Raw genomic sequence first — 17,992 nt, forward strand, 5'->3', positions numbered from 1 at the left:
CGGCTTCATCTTCGGGTTCCAGCGGTGCGTCTGGTGACCGAAGTGGACGCCGGCTTCCAGAAGCTGGCGCATAGAAAAATCAGGCAATGCCATGCCTTGTTACTCCTTTTCCGGTTGAACCTCCGCAAGGCGAACAGCATCCTCTTCGAAGATGCCACCGGGCGGAAAAGCCGGATTTCTCCCGGACGATCCCATGCCTTACGTGTGGAATGCGCGTGGCCTTACATTCGATTTGCCGCAAAAGCAAGGCTTGCGCCAAAAAATCTCACGATAACGGACGAATGAGCCGCGCCTTCAATATATACGCGTCGCCGGCTCAGCTTGCCAGCATGTTCAGCAGCGAGAGCATGACGCCAGCATCCGGGATCGGCAACACGGCATCGATCTCCGCCGGCAGCAAACCTGCGATGGGACCTTTGGTATCACCGCTCGCGGTGCCGAGCGGCCCGCGAAAACCGTGTTTGGTCCAGGCAAGCTCCTGCAGCTTTGCACTCGTCAGCGCTTCGATCAGACGTTCGGCCGTTTCATCCACTACGATCAGCGGATGGGCCGAATAGACGGTCGGGCGCGGGTACAGGACAACGGGCTTGGCGCCCTGCCCCGACTGGATGCGGTTCCATCGGTCGGCATCGGCAAGCGCCCATTCGACGAGTTGATTCTCGTAACCGACAATCATCGGTTCGCCGCCGAGGCCGCCTGCCAGATACTGGTCGAACAACTTGCCTGACGATGGCGACTTGAAACCCATATTGCGGAAGATCGACTGCACCTTGCCGCCATATTGGGCGAGATCATCCGATGTCGCGACATTGCCGCTGAAAAGGCTGAGCGCCAGACCCGAAAAAATGAAGCCCGAATTCGACCGGTTCGGATCGGTGGAGACGATGCGCGCCCGGCCGTAGAGCGCATTGACGCCAAGTTTCGACCAATCCGTCCCGGCAAGGATGGCATCAAGCAGCGCCTTCAGGTCGAGCTGGTGATGGCCGTTGATTACCGTCACGAGGCCCGATTTGATCAGCCCGTCCACGACCGGCTGCCACGTATAGACGACGACAGGCGTATTGAGCATGACCCTGTCATCGCGAATCTTCACGCCGTTCTGACGGGCGATATCCACCATGATGGAGGAGGACGGCCAAAGAAATTGCGGGTTCTGCGAAAGCAAGGCCTGCTCGCGAACCATTTCAACCGAGCCCGCGACGCGACTGTCGATCGAGAGGCCGTAGCCCTTGATAGCGTCGACGACGTCGGGGTCGGAAAGGAAAGCCTCCTTCTCGCCGCCAATGAAGCCAAACAGCTTTGTGCGCGTACCCAGCAGACCCTGCAGTTCCGGCCTGTCGCGGACGGCGAAATAGCCGCCCGTGCCGGCAATACCGGTGGCGAGCAGTCCAACTCCAAAGGCGCGGCGGGAAAGGGCCATCAGCGTCCGAGATCCTCTTTGAGCGATGCCTGGATGAGGCGCAGGTCGGTATCGAGCGTGCCGAGTTCGGCATCAACAAGGCTGTCGGCATAATGAACAAAGGCCTCCTCGAGCTTCACCAGCACGGCGCGGACATCCTCCAACTGCTTCATGTCGGGCGCGCGTTTCGCCTCGATCACCGCGAAGCCCTCGGCGACTTCGGCCGCACGGGGCAAATAGTAACTGAGGAAGCGGCGTACGGAATTGGCACTTTCCGGCGTCGCCTCCACCCTGCGGAAGACATCGGCGGCAATTTCCGCCAGGTGGTGCACGCGCGCTGCCGTCTGCTTGTCGGTGATATCGTCCCCGGCCATCTCCAGCCTTTGTGCGGCGGGTGCAGCCCCTTCCAGCAATTCTCTCGCGAAGGCAACACGACCGCGGCCAATCACCTTGATATCGAGACCTTCGAAAAGCCTGCGTGGCGCCAGCAGGAAAACGAGGCCGGCAAAAACCAGGAGGCCGATGACAGCGGCAATCCAGAACGGCATGCCGGCGGCAAAAGTCAGGATGGGGACGAGAATGGCCGTCGCCACTCCCGCCACGATCCAGTTGCCGTCATTGCCGAGCCAGTTACCCATGCCGGTCCTAGTTATAACCGCGTGCGGTGCGGAACGCTGCTGCAAGGTCCGAGCGGCCGTCGAAGACGCGTGCCGCCGTCGCAGCCGCCAGACTGTCCAGCTGGGTTTTGTCCGCATCGCCGAAGGTAATGCCGAAGATCGGCACGCGTGGTTCCATCGCGTTCCAATCGCTCATGAAGGCCGCACTCTGGTCATCGGATCTGCCGTCGGTCATGATGATGATCGCCGGGAGATAATTGGACAGGTCCGCGGTTTTCGCCATCTGCTGGAGCGCCCTTTCGGCGCAGGCATACATATTGGTGCCGCCACCGGCATGCTGGCCGGCAACTGCGTTGAGAAGCCCCTGCTGCTCCATCGTGTCGCCCGAAGCCGAAAAGATATCGCGGACATTGGCATCGAAGGGAATGACGAAGATGCGGTCGGCCGGCGACCACTGCACCAGCACCTTGCTGGCCTCCTCGGGCGTGAAGAGGAAGCGCATCGCCTGCTGCAGACTGTTCTCGCCGTCCCCCTGCATCGAGCCGGAGAAATCGAGGCAGAGCGCCGTCAGTGACGGTTTGCGCAGTGCAGCCTGATAGAGCGTGAGCGCTTGGCGGATCACTGTTGGTTCCGGCATGCGGATCGCGGTCACCAGTTTGGCCGGATCGAAATTCCAGCTCGGCTCCGGCTCAGCGGTGACGCTGCCGAGCGGCAGGCGGCGACCGGTTTCGGCGATCTTCTTCTGAACATCGGGCGAGCGCAGATAGACGAGCAGGTCCTTGAAGAAGGTCTGGACTTCGGGACCGCGACCATGATCGATAAAGCCGATCGGCGAATCCGCCATCGCCACGCCATCGGCAGGATAGATGGCGTAAAGCGGCTCCTTGCCCATGCCCGTGAGTTTGTCGTTGGTTTCCTTGATGACCGCCTCATAATTCCACATGGCATCGTAGATCGTGCCCTTGCTGGCGGAATCGGTATAGAGGTCGGCGAGCCAGCCCGAAGAGCCGGAGGAGCGCGCAACACCGGCAAGCAGGCTTCGAACGGTGTCCTGAACCGTCTTGTCATCGAGATCGCCAGGCTCGATCACCGGCTTGTTGCCGAGCGCGCTGGAGAGCATCGCGAGATAGGCGCTGGCGCCGGAATTCGACTGAGTAGCCGATGTCATCAGGAACTTCAGCGAGCCGCTGTTCACCGCTGCCAGGATATCCTTCATGAAGACATCCTTGCCGACCCAGCCGAGCTGCTCGGCCTTCGACTTGTGCACGCCGAGGATGACGGGCGTCTGCGCCACCGACGTCAGGTCCTTGACCCTGCGTTTGGTATCGAACATGTCGACCCAGACGCTGGAGGCTGGCCAGACGGCATCCTGCTCGACACCCTGATCGCTTTGCAGCGCAAGGCCGATATCGAGCGTGCCTTCATATTTGAAGGAACAGGTCGCGTGCTTCTCCTTGCAGAACTCCTCGACGATCGGCTGCAGGACGGTGTTTTCCGAGCCGGAAACGATCGAGAAATTTGGGCCGCTGCTGAAAGCATCGCAGCCTGCCAACGCCGCGAGACCAGATAGCGCCAGTGCGCAGAGGAATGAGCGGATCATGGTTTTGCCGGTCACGCCTGAGTCATCGCCTTCTTGAGGTCGATCGTCAGTTGTTCCATCTGTTGCTCGGCCTGGGCGCGCTTCTTGCGGCCCTCCTCCTGCACACGCAGCACGCCGGTGACGGTGTCGATCAGATCCTGATTGGCCTTGGCAAGCGTCTCCATATCCACGATGCCGCGCTGCGACTGCTGCTCGATGGCAATTGCCTGATCCTTCATCATTTCCGAGGCCTGGCGTATCATGTCATTGGTGGCGTCGGTCACCGTCTTCTGCAGGTCGAGGGCCGATTTCTGCTGCGTGAGCCCGAGGAGGATGACCATCTTCTGCTTCCAGGCAGGCACCGTCAGCGCCGAGGTTGCCTGCAGGTTCTCGATCAGTGTTTCGTCACCGGCCTGGACGATGCGGATCTGCGGAAGCTGCTGGATACCGAGCTGGCGAGCCTGCTGCAGATAGAAGATGCGCTTTTCCAGCCGGTCCAGCGCCTGGAGGCTGTCCTGATAGGTCTGGGCTTCCAGCATGCCACCGCCGGGGCCGGAGACTGCGGCATCCGCTGCGCTCTTCAGCTTCGGCAGCTCGACCGAGCGAAACTGCTCGGCGAAATTCTTACCTGCTTGCACATAGGCATCGAGCTTTACGATCGACTGTTTCGTCTCTTCATGCAGGTCGTCGAGCAGGGCAATGTCGCGACGCAGCGTGTCCTTGTGGCGGTCGAGCTCCAGGCCGATGCGGTCGATCTGGCCGGCAACATCCTCGAATTCCTCCTTGAAGCGTTCGAGACGCGCTTTGGCAGAGAGGAACATGCGGCTCAGAAAACCTTTGTCCTTGAGGGATGCGGGATCGAGGCTCTTGGATTTCAGGATGATGTCTGTCAAAAGCTTGCCGACACCGCCGAGATCCTTGTTGCGCACCTCGCGCAGGATCCTGTCGGCATAGTCACTGACGGCCTGCTGCGCGCGGTCGCCATAAACGGAAATTCCGGCGCGGTCTGTAATACTGATGGTGTCTGTAATGCGGGCGACTTCCGCAGGATCGGCGGCAACGGCCGGGCGGGAAGCACTCTGGACAGTTGCGAGATCGGTATCGGCCATTCGGGTCGTCTTTCTCGGCTTGCGGCGCAATTGGTCTTACGAATTGCAAACCCATTATCTGAGCAAATGGGCCATCCACTATGTAGGGCCGGAAAAGGCAGACTTCCACAAAGACCGGCCCGCGATGAATCATCTGCGGCACGACAGTTTAGCTGTACTAGAAATAATATTTTATGACAGGTGCTTAAGCTTATCGCAGAAGCCACTTCACTGGCAGACTGGCGCGGCCTTCTTGTCGAGAAGCTCGAGCTTGGCAAGCTTGCCGGTCAGGACGAAATCGCCGTAATCCATCGTCAGATCCCGCGTAATGCCATTCTCATAGAGCTTGAACGACATGCGGTAGACCGGCAGCGTGTCGGATTTGGCATTCTCGTTAAAATAGGAGATCGTCACCGGCCAGAAGGAGGACTTGGCGAACTGGCCGGCATTGCCCGCATCAGCCTCGTCCGCGACCGGAGTCTCCTGCTTGCCCACGATCGTCGTCGTCACCAGGGATTTGTCGCCGTCGTCAGAGCCGTCGAAGACGCGGGCCTCGAAAAAGCGCTTGCCATCCTTGGCATTCTGAATGACGTCGAGCATGTGCTCGGTCGGAAAGCGGCTTTCCTCGAGTTGCAGCTCACGGCTTGCCGGCTGCGTCAGGTCGACCTTCACGCCTTCCGGCTTATCCTGAGCCGCGCCGTTGACTTCCTTGTCGAGCTGATCGTCGGTGAAAGACTTGGTATCGAAGGTGAATTTGCCATCCTTCAGGCTCTCGAAGGTCTTGGTCTGCTGGTCGCTGACGCGCACGTTGTCGCCGGTGTCGATCTGGGTGACGAAGCGGAAATTCGTGGTAAAGCCTTCGCAGTAATTGCCGTCGAACTCATAGACCATGCGGCCATACATGGAGGAGATGCCGGAGCGTTCCGAAGCGTCCTTCAGTTCCAGGTCGTAGATGGCGCGGTGAGCGACGAGCCCGGTTGCGATCGCAGCGCTCGTCGCCGGCGCGGCCGCCCAGGCATTGGCGGAAACGCTTGCGAGAAGAAGAGCGGCAAGTGACGATCGGAACATTCATTAACTCCTGTTGGACTCGTCCGCGATGTTATAAGAACGCTTTCGGCCAAATCGAGGCTCGAAACTGTCACATTAAAGATTCTAGTCTTGATGCATTCTTTTTGAAGAATTGACAACAAAAGCGGAGACGAAAATGTCCGATGTAATCGCAACGCGCCTGTCGGAAATGGGGATAACCCTGCCCGAAGCCGCAGCACCCGCCGCCAATTATGTCCCCTATGTCATCAGCGGCAACTTTCTCTATATTTCCGGCCAGCTGCCGCTCGAAGGCGGTAAGGTTGCCATCTCCGGCCATCTCGGCAAGACTGTCGATGTTGCCACTGGCCAGCGCGCCGCAGAGCTTTGCGCCATCAACATTCTTGCGCAGGCAAAGGCAGCGCTCGGCGGCGATCTCGGCCGCATCCGCCGCGTCATCAAGCTCAACGGCTTCGTTGCGTCAGCACCTGACTTTGTCGAGCAGCACCTCGTCATCAACGGCGCCTCGAACCTGATCGCCGGCGTGCTCGGCGAAGCCGGCAAACATGCCCGCGCTGCCGTCGGTATGGCAGCCTTGCCGCTCAATGCGGCGGTCGAAATCGATGCTATCATGGAAATCGCATAATGACGAATGCCGCCTGGATCAAAGAGCTGCCGGTAGCGCACCGCGGCTACCATGACCTCAACAAAGCCGTCTGGGAAAACACGCTCTCGGCTTTTTCACGAGCCGTCGAAGCGGGCTTTGCCATCGAATGCGACCTGCATTACGCCTCGGATGCCGTGCCGGTCATCTTCCATGATGAAGACCTGGAACGCCTCTGCAACCTCAAGGGCGACGTGAGGGAGCGGACCTCCCAGGAACTCGGGCTGATCTCCGTCGGCGGCACGAAAGACAAAGTGCCGACGCTGAAGCAGCTTCTCGCGCTCGTGCAGGGCAAGGTGCCGCTGGTGCTGGAACTCAAGGGCCGCGAAGCCGACGACGAGGGCTTTGCCGAAGCCGTTCTCGACGTACTCGAGGGCTATGAGGGCAAGGTTGCGCTGATGAGTTTCGACCATTGGCTGCTGAAGGATCTCAAGGAACTCAACGCGCCCTACCCGATCGGGCTGACGGCCAACGGCAATACGCCGGAGGAATATGCCGCGCATGAAAAGGCGATGGAGATCGGCCTCGATTTCATCTCCTATTATTATGCCGATCTGCCGAACCCGTTCATCACCGGCCAGCGCGACAAGGGCATTCCGGTCATCACCTGGACGGTGCGTGATGAACAGGCTCGCAAGCAGACTTTCGAGAACGCCGATCAAATGACTTTCGAAGGCTTCGATCCGCGCACGGCAGTTTGACGCTCGCTTTTTCGACAAGATCGTGCGCAGACTGGGAGGGAGCCTGCTCCCTCCCCCAACGGCTTCGCATTTGCTTCATGACAGACGAATCGTCAGACGAACTTTCCATCCGCATCGAGCGATCATTCACCGCGATTTCCCCCGAGCGCTGGTCCAGGCTTTCGGGAGCGTCGAAAACGTGCGACAGCGTCGCCTACAATCCCTTCGTCTCGCATGCCTTTCTCTCGTCGCTGGAAGAATCCAGCTCGGCCACCGCGCAGACCGGCTGGCTTGGCCATCACATGCTTCTGGAGACGGACAAGGGTGAACTGGTCGGCGCCTTGCCCGGCTATCTCAAGAACCACAGTCAGGGCGAATATGTCTTCGACCATGGCTGGGCCGACGCTTTTGAACGGGCCGGCGGCAGCTATTATCCGAAGCTGCAGTGCTCGATCCCCTTCACGCCCGCGACCGGCCCGCGCCTGCTTGTGGCCGAAGGCCTTGCCCGCCTGCCAATTCAGAATGCCATGGCGGAAAGCCTCAAGGAGGTCGTCCGCCGCCTCGATATTTCCTCGGCCCACATCACCTTCGTGCCCGAGGACGAGATGCCGGTCTTCGAGACCGATGGCTACCTGCACCGCACGGACAAGCAGTTCCATTTCATCAATGAAGGCTATGCCAACCACGATGCGTTCCTGGAAACGCTTGCCTCCCGCAAGCGCAAGGCACTGCGCAAGGAGCGTCGGACGGCGATTGAGAACGGCATCACTATCGACTGGCTGACCGGCAAGGACCTGACCGAAAAAATCTGGGACCAGTTCTTCGCCTTCTACATGGATACGGGCGGGCGCAAATGGGGCCGGCCTTATTTGACGCGCAAATTCTATTCGCTGATCGGCGAGCGCATGGCCGACGACATCCTGCTCGTCATGGCCAAACGCGACGGCCGCTATGTGGCAGGCGCCATCAATTTCATCGGCGGCGATACGCTCTACGGGCGGCACTGGGGCTGCATTGAAGATCACCCCTTCCTCCATTTCGAGGTCTGCTACCATCAGGCCATCGATTTTGCGCTGGAAAAGGGCCTCAAGAAGGTGGAGGCCGGAGCGCAGGGCGAACATAAGCTTGCGCGTGGTTACCTGCCGGTGACAACGCATTCCGCCCACTATATCGCCCATGCGGGATTGCGGCGCGCCGTTGCCGACTATCTCGAGCGCGAGCGGGAGGATGTCGAATATATGAATGAGATGCTTGCCGAACACACTCCTTTCCGCAAAGGCGAACGGCTGCAGGAGGATTGACGCGCTTGGCTCCGGCGCGCTACGCGATCAAGGGAAACACGAGGAGATTTCGCCATGACCAGCGCTGCCTATGACGACAACAATATCTTCGCCAAAATCCTGCGCGGCGAGATCCCGTCGCATCGCGTCTACGAGGACGACAAGACCGTTGTCTTCATGGATGTGATGCCGCAAGCGCCGGGTCATGTTCTGGTCCTGCCGAAGGCACCTTCCCGCAATATCTTCGATGCCGACCCCGGCTCCCTTTCCCATACGATCACCGTCGTCCAGAAGGTCGCCAATGCGGTCAAGGAAGCCTTCGACGCAGATGGTGTGTTCATCGCCCAGTTCAACGAGCCGGCAGCAGGTCAGACCGTTTTCCACCTGCATTTCCATGTCATCCCGCGGCATGAGGGCGTGGCACTCAAGCCGCATTCCGGCAAGATGGAGGACGGCGCGGTGCTCGCCGCCAACGCGGAGAAGATCAAGGCGGAACTCGCGTAACGGAAACGCCGCTTTATTTTCCAGAATACTAAATTACTTCATCGATTTAGGAGGAAATCATGATCCGCCACACTGTTGCATTCCGCCTGAAGCATGCTGCAGGCTCTGCCGAAGAAAAGGCTTTTCTCGATGAGGCGCTGACGCTCAAGCAGATCCCAAGCGTCAGAAATTTCGAGCAACTTCGCCAGACGAGCCCGAAGAATGATTTCACCTTCGGCTTCTCGATGGAGTTCGACGACCAGGCTGGTTACGACGCCTATAATGTCCACCCGCTGCATGTCGCCTTCGTGCGCGACCGCTGGGTACCCGAAGTCGCTGATTTCCTTGAGATCGACTACACGCAGCTTTGAGCTTCCCGCTTTTCAAGCAAACAAAAAGGCCGCTTTTCAGCGGCCTTTTTCATGATCTCTCTTAGAAGACTTACTTCTTGCGCGGAACCTTCGGAACCGTCGAGCCCTTCTTGGGGGCGTCGCGGACTTCAGGCTCAGGCTGCGGCACGGTCTTTGCCTTCGTCTTCTTGACCGGCTTGGTCTTCAGCTCGCCATCATCCTCGTGGGCCGCTTCCGGGTGAACCAGCTCTGCCTCCGGCTTCGGCTTGATCGGCGCCGTTTCCGGAATGGCTTCCAGAATGAGGCCTGGCTTGCCATCTTCCTTCGGGCCGACGGTGACGTTGACGACGCCGCCCTTCTTCAGCTTGCCGAAGAGGATTTCGTTCGCCAACGGCTTCTTGATGGCATCCTGGATGACGCGGGCAAGCGGGCGGGCGCCCATCTTCTCGTCGTAACCCTTTTCGGACAGCCAGGCGATCGCATCCTGGTGCAAGTCGAAGGTGACGTTGCGTTCGGACAGCTGAGCTTCCAGCTGCATGATGAACTTCTGCACGACCTTGTGGATGACGGCCGTCGGCAGCGCCGCGAACGGGATGATCGCGTCGAGACGGTTGCGGAACTCCGGCGTGAACAGGCGGGTCAGAGCCTCTTCGTCTTCGCCTGTGCGCTTGGACGAACCGAAGCCGATGGCGGCCTTGGCCATTTCCGAAGCGCCCGCATTGGTCGTCATGATCAGGATGACGTTGCGGAAGTCGATCTTCTTGCCGTTATGGTCAGTCAGCGTACCGTGGTCCATGACCTGCAGCAGGATATTGTAGATATCCGGATGCGCCTTTTCGATTTCGTCGAGCAGAACCACGCAATGCGGATGCTGGTCGACGCCATCGGTCAAGAGGCCGCCCTGGTCGAAGCCGACATAGCCGGGAGGTGCACCGAGCAAACGGGAAACCGTATGCCGCTCCATGTATTCCGACATATCGAAGCGCAGAATCTCGACACCCAGCGAGGCAGCAAGCTGCTTGGCGACTTCCGTCTTGCCGACGCCGGTGGGACCGGAGAAGACATAGGCGCCGATCGGCTTGTTCGGCTCGCGGAGACCCGCACGGGCCAGCTTGATCGAGGTAGACAGGGCTTCGATTGCCACATCCTGACCATAGACCACCGAGCGCAATTCCTGCTCGAGATTGGCAAGAACGGCTTCGTCGTCCTTCGAGACGGTCTTTGCCGGGATGCGGGCCATAGTCGCAATCGTCGCTTCGATCTCCTTTTCGGTGATCAGCTTGCGGCGCCTGGACGGGGGCAGCAGCATCTGGGCCGCACCGGTCTCGTCGATGACGTCGATCGCCTTATCCGGCAACTTGCGGTCCGAGATGTAACGGGCCGACAGCTCGACAGCCGTCTTGATCGCCTCGTTCGAATAGCGCAGGTGGTGGTACTCTTCGAAATAAGGCTTCAGACCCTTCATGATCTCGATCGCATCATCGATCGACGGCTCATTGACGTCGATCTTCTGGAAGCGGCGGACCAGAGCCCGGTCCTTTTCGAAGAACTGGCGGTATTCCTTGTAGGTGGTCGAACCGATGCAGCGAATTGCGCCCGAAGACAGAGCCGGCTTCAGGAGGTTCGAGGCATCCATTGCGCCGCCCGAGGTTGCACCCGCACCGATGACGGTGTGGATTTCGTCGATGAAGAGCACAGCACCCGGATATTCTTCCAGTTCCTTGACGACCTGCTTCAGCCGCTCTTCGAAGTCGCCGCGATACCGGGTACCGGCGAGCAGCGTGCCCATGTCGAGCGAGAAGATCGTGGCATCGGCCAGAGCTTCCGGAACCTTGCCTTCGACGATACGCTTGGCGAGGCCTTCGGCGATAGCGGTCTTGCCGACGCCGGGATCACCGACATAGAGCGGGTTGTTCTTGGAGCGGCGGCACAGGATCTGGATGGTCCGGTTCACCTCGGCGTGACGGCCGATCAACGGGTCGATCTTGCCGCCCTTGGCCTTCTCATTGAGGTTTACGCAGTAGGCCTTCAGTGCATCCTGCTGCTTCTTCGGCCCGCTTTCTTCCTCGTTGCCGCCGCGTGCGGTCGGCTTGGATTCGGACTCGTCCTCAGCGCCGCGCGGCGGCCGGCTTTCGGAAACGCCGGGGCGCTTGCCGATGCCGTGGGAGATGTAGTTGACGGCGTCGTAGCGGGTCATTTCCTGCTCCTGCAGGAAATAGGCAGCATGGCTTTCGCGCTCGGCGAAGATCGCGACGAGCACGTTGGCGCCGGTCACTTCCTCGCGGCCGGAAGACTGGACATGGATCACCGCGCGCTGAATGACGCGCTGGAAGCCGGAGGTCGGCTTGGAGTCCTCGTCATAACCGGTGACCAGGTTGGAGAGTTCGTTATCGACATATTCCAGGAGCGTTTTACGGAGCGCGTCGAGGTCGACATTGCAGGCACCCATGACCGCAGCCGCATCGGCATCGTCGATCAGGGCGAGCAGCAGATGCTCGAGCGTCGCATATTCATGGTGCCGCTCGTTGGCAAAGGTCAGTGCCTGATGGAGCGCCTTCTCAAGACTAGGCGAAAATGTTGGCACGTTCAGTTCCTCACTTCTTTTCCATGACGCATTGCAGCGGATGCTGGTGCTGCCGGGCAAAGTCCATCACCTGGCTCACCTTGGTTTCCGCTACCTCGTATGTGAATATTCCGCATTCGCCGACGCCGTGGTTATGGACATGCAGCATGATGCGGGTGGCACTTTCCCGATCCTTCTGAAAAAAACGCTCCAGGATATGGATGACGAATTCCATTGGGGTGTAGTCGTCATTCAAAAGCAGTACGCGATAGAGATTAGGCTTCTTGGTCTTCGGCTTGGTGCGCGTGATGACCGAGGTTCGATTTCCGTTATCCCCGTTCCTTTCGCTGTCGTTTTGCATCCGGATCGGTCTGGCGATCATTGTCATTCATTCCTCAATCAATCCGGCAGGCAGCATGGGAGGGGTGCTTTCCCGACGAATATCTGAAACCCTAAGGTAGTTCATAATAGAGCGATTTTAAGCCCCTTGTTTCCGACTGCAATCACAATTCCGCAGGACTTGACGCAAAGGCCAAAAAAGTCTGCGTAAAAACCAGGGCGCGGTTCGGGAAACAAAAAAGACCGGCCGCAAATGCGGTGCCGGTCTTTGATTTTCAATAGGCGGCGCGCAACGCGCCACAAGATTTATGCGGCGGCGGGGGCTACCGGAGTGGCTTTCGAGACCTTGGCGGCAGCGGCGGCCATCGGCGCTTCGTAGGGCTTATAAGCATTTTTGGCGAGGTCGGCATACATTTCGCCGAGCTTGGTCGCTTCGGAAACGAAAGCCTCATAGGAAGACTTCGCATAATTGGTCTGCAATTCGAAGGCCGCCTCGAAGCTCTTTAGGCCCGACAGCGTCTCGAAATGGGTGACGGCATCCTGGAAGGACTTCTTGGAATATTCGGCCGCCTCGGAGGCAATCGCCTGAAAACCCTTGGCAGTATCGGAATAGCTCTTGAGCATCGAATCTACGGCTTCCTTGCTCTTCCGGTTTGTATCGTCGAAATTGAACATGACCATCCTCCAATTGGCAGTTGCAAGCAGAGGGTAGCTGCAACGCACAAAGAGTCAAGTAGTCTTGTGCATCGCAAAACACCCAGTGGTTGCACCCGCTGTCAGCGCTAAAGACCGGATTTTTGGGCACGTTCGTCTTTTATTGATTTTGCTAAAATATATCAGGCGACTGCAACCGCAGGGTTAGCAGAAATTTTAGTGAACCAGCGTATTTGGCGATCGGCGCAAACAAAAAAGCCGTGTATCGCCTGGCGATCCACGGCTTTTGATCGATGCGATGGTGATCAGAGATCGACGTCGAGAATTGCCATCGAGAAATTGTAGGAGCGGTCGCCGTCCTCGTCATCGATGTAGATGACACCCAGAAATTCTTCGCCAATGTAGACTTCCGCAGAATCGTTCTTGCGCGGACGCGCCTTCACCACGATCTGCGGGTTCAGCGTGCGTTTGAAATAGGCGTCGAGCTTCTTGATTTCTTCAGGCTTCACTCTTTTGATCTCCGTAAGCGATCTCGGTTGGCCGCTTCTTGCACAGGTAAAGCTGCGCTGTAAAGGTCGCGAGCTCGAGTTAGCAGTGACTGTCTTCACCGGGATCTAGGCGTTTTTCCGCATTTTTCAAATGAAGGCTCAGATATCGGCGCCGATAACCTGATCCATTACGCGGGCAGGCTCGGAACAGCCCGCTTCACCGACGACCTTGGCGGGCACGCCCGCCACCGTCGTCTTTGGGGGTACCGCTTTCAGGACGACGGAGCCGGCGGCGACGCGCGAGCAGAAGCCGATCTCGATATTGCCGAGGATCTTGGCGCCTGCGCCGATCATTACGCCCGTGCCGATCTTCGGGTGACGATCGGCCCCTTCCTTGCCGGTGCCGCCGAGCGTCACACCATGCAGGATGGAAACGTTGTCGCCGATGACGGCTGTTTCGCCGACGACGAGGCCGGTCGCGTGGTCGAGGAAGATGCCCTTGCCGATGCGAGCGGCCGGATTGATGTCCGTCTGAAAGACGCTGGAGGAGCGGCTCTGCAAGTAAAGCGCGAAGTCGCGCCGGCCACGATTCAGCAGCCAATGCGCCAGCCGGTGCGTCTGCAGCGCGTGGAAGCCCTTGAAGTAGAGAACGGCTTCCATGAAGCGCAGGCAAGCGGGGTCGCGATCGTAGACTGCCTGGATATCCACGCGCAGGATCGAACTCCATTCCGGCCAGTCCTCGAGCATTTCCTCAAAGGTCTGGCGCAGCAGGTTTGCCTGCATGTCGGGATGGTCGAGGCGCTCGCAGATGCGATGAATGACGCATTCTTCGAGCGAGCGATGGTTGATGACCGTCGAATAGAGGAAGGCTGCCAGCACCGGATCGCTTTCCGCAGCGAGGCGCGCTTCTTCTCGCAGGCTGTCCCAGATGGGATCCATCACCTTCAGCGGATGGGCTCCCTCCAGCGTGCGGATATCCGTCTTAGCGACCATTTCCGGCCTCCTCATTTCCCGTTGGAATGCGATTATATAGAGGAAAACGCCGATAACATAAATGGGTGCCCGCGGCACAGCGGTTCAGCGCGCTTTTCTTGTAAATCACGTTTATGTCACCTGCCGGCGACATCAGCCGACGGCGACCTTGGCGTAGAATTCCAGTACAGCTTTCTTGAACACCCGGTCACCCACGGCGAGCATATGGTCGCGACCGGGGATATCCAGCGCTTCGGCGTCAGGCATCAGCGCCGCAAGCTCCTGGGGAGAACCGGCAATATCGTCTTTCGTTCCCACCCCGATCAGGGTGGGCGCATCGATCTTGCCCATGTCGGCGCGGGCAACCAGATCGCGCGAACCCCTGATACAGGCGGCAAGCGCCTCACGGTCACTCTTCGTCTGCTCGGCAAAGGCGCGGAACATCTGGCCGCGCGGATGGGTGACGTCGGCAAGCGACGGTGCAAGCAGCGCATCGGCGATCGGATCCCAGTCACCCACCCCATCGGTCATGCCGATACCGAGGCCGCCGAGCACCAGCGAGCGGACGCGGTGTGGGTGGGCAAGTGCCGCAAAGACGGAGATGCGGGCGCCCATGGAATAGCCCATCAGATTGGCCTCAGGAATACCGAGATGATCAAGCAGCGCGATCGCGTCACCAGCCATGAACCATGGCCTGTAAGCTTCGGCATCGCGCGGCTTGTCGCTTGCGCCATGGCCCCTGTTGTCGATGGCGATCACCCGGTAGCCGGCGTCACCCAGCGTCTTCAGCCAGCCCGGATGAACCCAGTTGACGCTCGCAGACGAGGCAAAGCCATGGATCAGCAGCACCGGCGGGCCGGAGGGGTCACCCTCATCGAAGAAAGCGAGTTTCAGTCCATCATGGGTGAAGCTTGAAAATGCAGGCGTATTCAGGTTCATCGGGCCGTCCTTGTTTGGCGCGACCATAGTCGAGCGGCCTTTGAGCGTGAAGCCAAAAACACGCATTGGAGCCTTGCTTTGGCACTACACTTTTCTTTCGAAGGCCTATAAGGTCCGCGCAGAATTTCTAAAGCATTCGGAGACAGACATGGCCGGCCACAGCATTCCCCACTTTCAGAACGACGGCGGTCACCGCGTTATTGAAGTCGGCGTCAAGGAATTCATGTGCACCGGCGCATCCGCTCCCTTCGACCATCCGCATATCTTCATCGATATGGGCGACGACAATGAGAAGGTCTGCTCCTACTGCTCGACCCTCTATCGCTACAATGCTTCGCTGAAGTCCAACCAGACCAACCCGCCCGGCTGCGTCTTCCACGTCAAGGCGGCGTAATTTCCCTCCTCTTTAGATCGGATATCCCATGCCGGTCGAACATGCCGCCATTATCGGTGCCGGAATTGCGGGCCTGACGGCTGCTCTGGCACTCGCAAGACGTGGTATCAGTTCCGATATTTTTGAACAGGCGCCCGAGCTTGCCGAGGTGGGTGCCGGCCTGCAGATTTCTCCCAATGCATCGCGCGTGCTTGCCGAACTCGGTGTGCTCGACGGGCTGATCAGCCTCTGGCTCGAGCCGCAATCCATCCGGCTGATCTCGGGCAGTTCGCTGCGCGAACTTGCAGCGGTCCCGGCCGGGAGTTTTGCCAGGAACCGCTGGGGAGCGCCCTACGGCGTCCTGCATCGCAAGACGCTTCAGAGGGCCCTGCTGGATGCCGTCAGCGCCAATCCTCTCTGCCAACTCCATCTCGGAACACGTTTCGAATCGGACTTGCCACAGGGCCGGCGCCCGGCCGATGTCATTATCGGCGCTGATGGTGTCTGGTCCAGATTACGGCAGGTAATACCGGGCGCCCCTGCCCCGCAATTCTCCGGAAATGTCGCCTTCCGTTTCACCATCCCAGAAACAGAGGCGCCGGGCTTTCTTGACCGCACCAGCGTCTCGGCCCTGCTCGGTTCGTCGGCGCATATGGTCTGCTATCCGCTGAAGGAGACCGGCGGCTTCAACATGGTGGCGATTACTGCCGGCAATATCGCGCCGCAGGCCTGGCAAGGTGAGCCGACACAGGCTCAGCAGGAGCTTCTGCAGTCACGTTTCCGCCGCTGGCATCCTGCTATTGCCGGCTTGCTCGGACGGCGCAGCGACATCACCTTCTGGCCGCTTTTCGAAGCAACGCCGGGCAAATGGCAGGACAGCAAGAAGACCGTGCTGATCGGCGATGCGGCACATGCCATGATGCCCTTTGCGGCACAGGGGGCCGCGATGGCGATCGAGGATGCGTTCGAGCTTGCAGCCTTCCTCGCCACCCGGCCGGTTTTCGAAGCCATCTCGCTCTTTGAACGGCATCGCATGCCACGCATCGCCAAGCTCCGCCAGCGCGGCGCCTTCAACCGTTTTGCCTATCATGCAAGCGGACCGATCCGTCTCGGCCGGGATATCGTGCTGTCGCTGAAACCGCCGCAAAGCCTCGCGGCGGATCTCGACTGGATTTACGGCTACCACCCAGTTGGCTGATCAGACGGCGTTTGCCGCGGCAAAGCCGCGCTCGATATCGGCCTTGAGATCAACGATATCTTCAAGACCGATCTGCAGGCGAATAACCGGACCTTCGGCCGGGGCCTTGGCGATCTTTCGGTCGGAGAGATTGACGAGGATGGCAAGGCTTTCATAGCCGCCCCAGGAATAACCCAGTCCGAAATAAGAGAGCGCATCGAGGAAGGCATGCGCCTTCGGCTTTGCCTTCTGCGGATCATTGACCTTCAGCACGAAGGAGAAGATGCCGCTGGCACCCTTGAAGTCACGTTTCCAGATGTGGTGCGACGGGAAGCTCGGCAGGGCCGGATGCAGGACGCGGGCAACCTCTTCGCGGTTTTCGAGCCACGTGGCGATTGCCAGCGCGCTTTCGTAGTGGCGCTCAAGCCGGATACCCATGGTGCGCAGGCCGCGCAGGATCTGGTAGGAATCATCAGGCGCGCCGCAAAGGCCGAGTGTGCCATGCGTCTCGATCAGCCGCGGCCAGTGCTCGGCATTGGCGGAAATGGTTCCCATCAGAATGTCGGAATGGCCCGACGGATATTTGGTCGAGGCATGGATGGATACGTCGACGCCAAAGTCCAGCGGCCGGAAATAGAGAGGTGTGGCCCAGGTGTTATCCATCAGCACGACGGCGCCGTGTTTGTGTGCCACAGCCGCGATGGCCGGGATATCCTGCATCTCGAAAGTATTGGAGCCTGGGGCTTCGGTCAGCACGACCGTCGTATTCGGCTTGAAGAGCGTCTCGATGGCCGCCCCGGTCGCCGGATCGAAGTAGTCGACCTCGACACCCATGCGCTTCAGGATCGTGTCACAGAAATGGCGCGTCGGACCGTAGACGGAATCGACGACCAGCACGTGATCGCCCGCCGCGACATAGGCCAGGATGGCGACCGTGACGGCAGCGAGGCCGGAGGGCACCAGCACGGTGCCGGCCGAGCCTTCGAGCGCATTGATCGCCTCGGCAAGGGCGTCGGTCGTCGGCGTGCCGCGGGTGCCGTAAGTGTATTTCTTGTTGCGCGTCTCCATGGACTTGGCGTCGGGAAAGAGCACCGTGGACGCGCGCACCACCGGCGGATTGACGAAACCGTGATAATCTGCGGGGTCGTAGCCGATATGGGAAAGACGGGTATTGATGCCGGCGCCCGGCAGGAGACTGTCTAGATCTTTCATGTGGGAAATGGCCTTCTGGCGAGGGTATGCAAAGGCCGAACTTTTGAACCCGGTCGCCATCAGGGTCAACCCCTACAACTTGACGTGATAGCCTCGCCCCTCGAAGGCG

At 59.4% G+C, this 17,992-nt stretch carries 20 protein-coding genes; 7 read left to right on the forward strand and 13 right to left on the reverse strand.

Translation table 11 applies throughout. The annotated features are described in order from the left end of the window. The 6 genes from PMI11_RS37000 to PMI11_RS35480 form a co-directional block, all read right to left on the reverse strand. A partial coding sequence (locus PMI11_RS37000; protein WP_007827372.1) for a 30S ribosomal protein S2 occupies nt 1–93 on the reverse strand: 93 nt, incomplete at its 3' end. A gap of 223 nt (nt 94–316) precedes the next feature. After that, a complete protein-coding gene (locus PMI11_RS35460; RefSeq protein ID WP_007827381.1) occupies nt 317–1,420 on the reverse strand; it encodes a substrate-binding domain-containing protein in 1,104 nt (367 codons plus the stop codon). Beyond that, on the reverse strand, nt 1,420–2,037 hold the full coding sequence (locus PMI11_RS35465; protein ID WP_007827382.1) for a 5-bromo-4-chloroindolyl phosphate hydrolysis family protein: 618 nt from the start codon (nt 2,035–2,037) through the stop codon (nt 1,420–1,422). The genes PMI11_RS35460 and PMI11_RS35465 overlap by 1 nt, the downstream gene beginning before the upstream one ends. 7 nt (nt 2,038–2,044) lie before the next feature. Then, a complete protein-coding gene (locus PMI11_RS35470; RefSeq protein WP_007827384.1) occupies nt 2,045–3,616 on the reverse strand; it encodes a VWA domain-containing protein in 1,572 nt (523 codons plus the stop codon). 11 nt (nt 3,617–3,627) lie between these two features. Further along, nucleotides 3,628–4,704 carry a toxic anion resistance protein gene (locus PMI11_RS35475; RefSeq protein WP_007827387.1) on the reverse strand — a complete coding sequence of 359 codons (1,077 nt, stop codon included), beginning with the start codon at nt 4,702–4,704 and terminating at the stop codon, nt 3,628–3,630. 207 nt (nt 4,705–4,911) lie between these two features. Further along, nucleotides 4,912–5,751: a cell envelope integrity EipB family protein gene (locus PMI11_RS35480; protein WP_007827389.1), complete on the reverse strand. Its 840-nt coding sequence runs from the start codon at nt 5,749–5,751 to the stop codon at nt 4,912–4,914. A 136-nt stretch (nt 5,752–5,887) separates the two neighbouring features. On the opposite strand from PMI11_RS35480, the gene PMI11_RS35485 reads away from it, so the two are divergent. The 5 genes from PMI11_RS35485 (at nt 5,888) to PMI11_RS35505 (ending at nt 9,187) form a co-directional block, all read left to right on the forward strand. Further along, the gene (locus tag PMI11_RS35485) at nt 5,888–6,355 is read left to right on the forward strand and encodes a RidA family protein (RefSeq protein WP_007827391.1); all 468 of its coding nucleotides are present in this window, start codon (nt 5,888–5,890) and stop codon (nt 6,353–6,355) included. Beyond that, nucleotides 6,355–7,074, forward strand: coding sequence for a glycerophosphodiester phosphodiesterase (locus PMI11_RS35490; protein ID WP_007827393.1), 720 nt, complete (start codon nt 6,355–6,357; stop codon nt 7,072–7,074). Before PMI11_RS35485 ends, PMI11_RS35490 begins: the two co-directional genes overlap by 1 nt. Before the next feature lie 77 nt (nt 7,075–7,151). Beyond that, on the forward strand, nt 7,152–8,354 hold the full coding sequence (locus tag PMI11_RS35495; protein WP_007827395.1) for a GNAT family N-acetyltransferase: 1,203 nt from the start codon (nt 7,152–7,154) through the stop codon (nt 8,352–8,354). Nucleotides 8,355–8,408: 54 nt separating this feature from the next. Further along, the gene (locus tag PMI11_RS35500; RefSeq protein WP_007827396.1) at nt 8,409–8,837 is read left to right on the forward strand and encodes an HIT family protein; all 429 of its coding nucleotides are present in this window, start codon (nt 8,409–8,411) and stop codon (nt 8,835–8,837) included. Nucleotides 8,838–8,896: 59 nt separating this feature from the next. Further along, nucleotides 8,897–9,187, forward strand: a complete 291-nt coding sequence (locus PMI11_RS35505) for a Dabb family protein (RefSeq protein ID WP_007827397.1) — start codon at nt 8,897–8,899, stop codon at nt 9,185–9,187. A gap of 70 nt (nt 9,188–9,257) precedes the next feature. On the opposite strand, the gene clpA is transcribed toward PMI11_RS35505, so the two are convergent. The 6 genes from clpA to PMI11_RS35535 all read right to left on the reverse strand — a co-directional run bounded on the left by clpA (nt 9,258) and on the right by PMI11_RS35535 (nt 15,121). Then, nucleotides 9,258–11,750 carry an ATP-dependent Clp protease ATP-binding subunit ClpA gene (gene clpA / locus PMI11_RS35510; protein ID WP_007827398.1) on the reverse strand — a complete coding sequence of 831 codons (2,493 nt, stop codon included), beginning with the start codon at nt 11,748–11,750 and terminating at the stop codon, nt 9,258–9,260. A gap of 10 nt (nt 11,751–11,760) precedes the next feature. Continuing rightward, on the reverse strand, nt 11,761–12,111 hold the full coding sequence (gene clpS, locus PMI11_RS35515; RefSeq protein ID WP_037072724.1) for an ATP-dependent Clp protease adapter ClpS: 351 nt from the start codon (nt 12,109–12,111) through the stop codon (nt 11,761–11,763). Between the two features lie 263 nt (nt 12,112–12,374). Further along, nucleotides 12,375–12,743 (reverse strand): phasin family protein, encoded by a 369-nt coding sequence (locus PMI11_RS35520; protein ID WP_007827401.1) that lies wholly within the window; start codon nt 12,741–12,743, stop codon nt 12,375–12,377. Nucleotides 12,744–13,027: 284 nt separating this feature from the next. Beyond that, the gene (locus tag PMI11_RS35525) at nt 13,028–13,231 is read right to left on the reverse strand and encodes a DUF3126 family protein (protein ID WP_007827403.1); all 204 of its coding nucleotides are present in this window, start codon (nt 13,229–13,231) and stop codon (nt 13,028–13,030) included. A 138-nt stretch (nt 13,232–13,369) separates the two neighbouring features. Continuing rightward, nucleotides 13,370–14,203 (reverse strand): serine O-acetyltransferase, encoded by an 834-nt coding sequence (gene cysE, locus PMI11_RS35530; RefSeq protein WP_007827405.1) that lies wholly within the window; start codon nt 14,201–14,203, stop codon nt 13,370–13,372. A 132-nt stretch (nt 14,204–14,335) separates the two neighbouring features. Then, complete coding sequence (locus tag PMI11_RS35535; RefSeq protein ID WP_037072725.1) at nt 14,336–15,121, reverse strand: alpha/beta fold hydrolase; 786 nt, start codon at nt 15,119–15,121, stop codon at nt 14,336–14,338. 148 nt (nt 15,122–15,269) lie between these two features. On the opposite strand from PMI11_RS35535, the gene PMI11_RS35540 reads away from it, so the two are divergent. Further along, the gene (locus PMI11_RS35540) at nt 15,270–15,515 is read left to right on the forward strand and encodes a zinc-finger domain-containing protein (protein WP_007827409.1); all 246 of its coding nucleotides are present in this window, start codon (nt 15,270–15,272) and stop codon (nt 15,513–15,515) included. A 28-nt stretch (nt 15,516–15,543) separates the two neighbouring features. Further along, nucleotides 15,544–16,692: an FAD-dependent monooxygenase gene (locus PMI11_RS35545; RefSeq protein WP_007827411.1), complete on the forward strand. Its 1,149-nt coding sequence runs from the start codon at nt 15,544–15,546 to the stop codon at nt 16,690–16,692. Here the strand turns inward: PMI11_RS35545 and PMI11_RS35550 are convergent, their stop codons facing one another. Next, nucleotides 16,693–17,883, reverse strand: coding sequence for a cystathionine beta-lyase (locus PMI11_RS35550; RefSeq protein ID WP_037072727.1), 1,191 nt, complete (start codon nt 17,881–17,883; stop codon nt 16,693–16,695). Nucleotides 17,884–17,992 lie beyond the last annotated feature (109 nt).

The organism is Rhizobium sp. CF142 (genome assembly GCF_000281145.1).
Lineage (GTDB): Bacteria > Pseudomonadota > Alphaproteobacteria > Rhizobiales > Rhizobiaceae > Rhizobium.

Bases quoted from the DNA above. Each gene is read 5' to 3' on its own strand.
- PMI11_RS35470 (WP_007827384.1), bottom strand. From the start codon at position 3,616: ATGATCCGCTCATTCCTCTGCGCACTGGCGCTATCTGGTCTCGCGGCG.
- PMI11_RS35460 (WP_007827381.1), bottom strand. From the start codon at position 1,420: ATGGCCCTTTCCCGCCGCGCCTTTGGAGTTGGACTGCTCGCCACCGGT.
- PMI11_RS35490 (WP_007827393.1), top strand. From the start codon at position 6,355: ATGACGAATGCCGCCTGGATCAAAGAGCTGCCGGTAGCGCACCGCGGC.
- PMI11_RS35500 (WP_007827396.1), top strand. From the start codon at position 8,409: ATGACCAGCGCTGCCTATGACGACAACAATATCTTCGCCAAAATCCTG.
- PMI11_RS35475 (WP_007827387.1), bottom strand. From the start codon at position 4,704: ATGGCCGATACCGATCTCGCAACTGTCCAGAGTGCTTCCCGCCCGGCC.
- PMI11_RS35550 (WP_037072727.1), bottom strand. From the start codon at position 17,883: ATGAAAGATCTAGACAGTCTCCTGCCGGGCGCCGGCATCAATACCCGT.
- cysE (WP_007827405.1), bottom strand. From the start codon at position 14,203: ATGGTCGCTAAGACGGATATCCGCACGCTGGAGGGAGCCCATCCGCTG.
- PMI11_RS35505 (WP_007827397.1), top strand. From the start codon at position 8,897: ATGATCCGCCACACTGTTGCATTCCGCCTGAAGCATGCTGCAGGCTCT.
- clpS (WP_037072724.1), bottom strand. From the start codon at position 12,111: ATGATCGCCAGACCGATCCGGATGCAAAACGACAGCGAAAGGAACGGG.
- PMI11_RS35540 (WP_007827409.1), top strand. From the start codon at position 15,270: ATGGCCGGCCACAGCATTCCCCACTTTCAGAACGACGGCGGTCACCGC.
- PMI11_RS35465 (WP_007827382.1), bottom strand. From the start codon at position 2,037: ATGGGTAACTGGCTCGGCAATGACGGCAACTGGATCGTGGCGGGAGTG.
- PMI11_RS35545 (WP_007827411.1), top strand. From the start codon at position 15,544: ATGCCGGTCGAACATGCCGCCATTATCGGTGCCGGAATTGCGGGCCTG.
- PMI11_RS35495 (WP_007827395.1), top strand. From the start codon at position 7,152: ATGACAGACGAATCGTCAGACGAACTTTCCATCCGCATCGAGCGATCA.
- PMI11_RS35520 (WP_007827401.1), bottom strand. From the start codon at position 12,743: ATGTTCAATTTCGACGATACAAACCGGAAGAGCAAGGAAGCCGTAGAT.
- PMI11_RS35535 (WP_037072725.1), bottom strand. From the start codon at position 15,121: ATGAACCTGAATACGCCTGCATTTTCAAGCTTCACCCATGATGGACTG.
- PMI11_RS35480 (WP_007827389.1), bottom strand. From the start codon at position 5,751: ATGTTCCGATCGTCACTTGCCGCTCTTCTTCTCGCAAGCGTTTCCGCC.
- PMI11_RS35485 (WP_007827391.1), top strand. From the start codon at position 5,888: ATGTCCGATGTAATCGCAACGCGCCTGTCGGAAATGGGGATAACCCTG.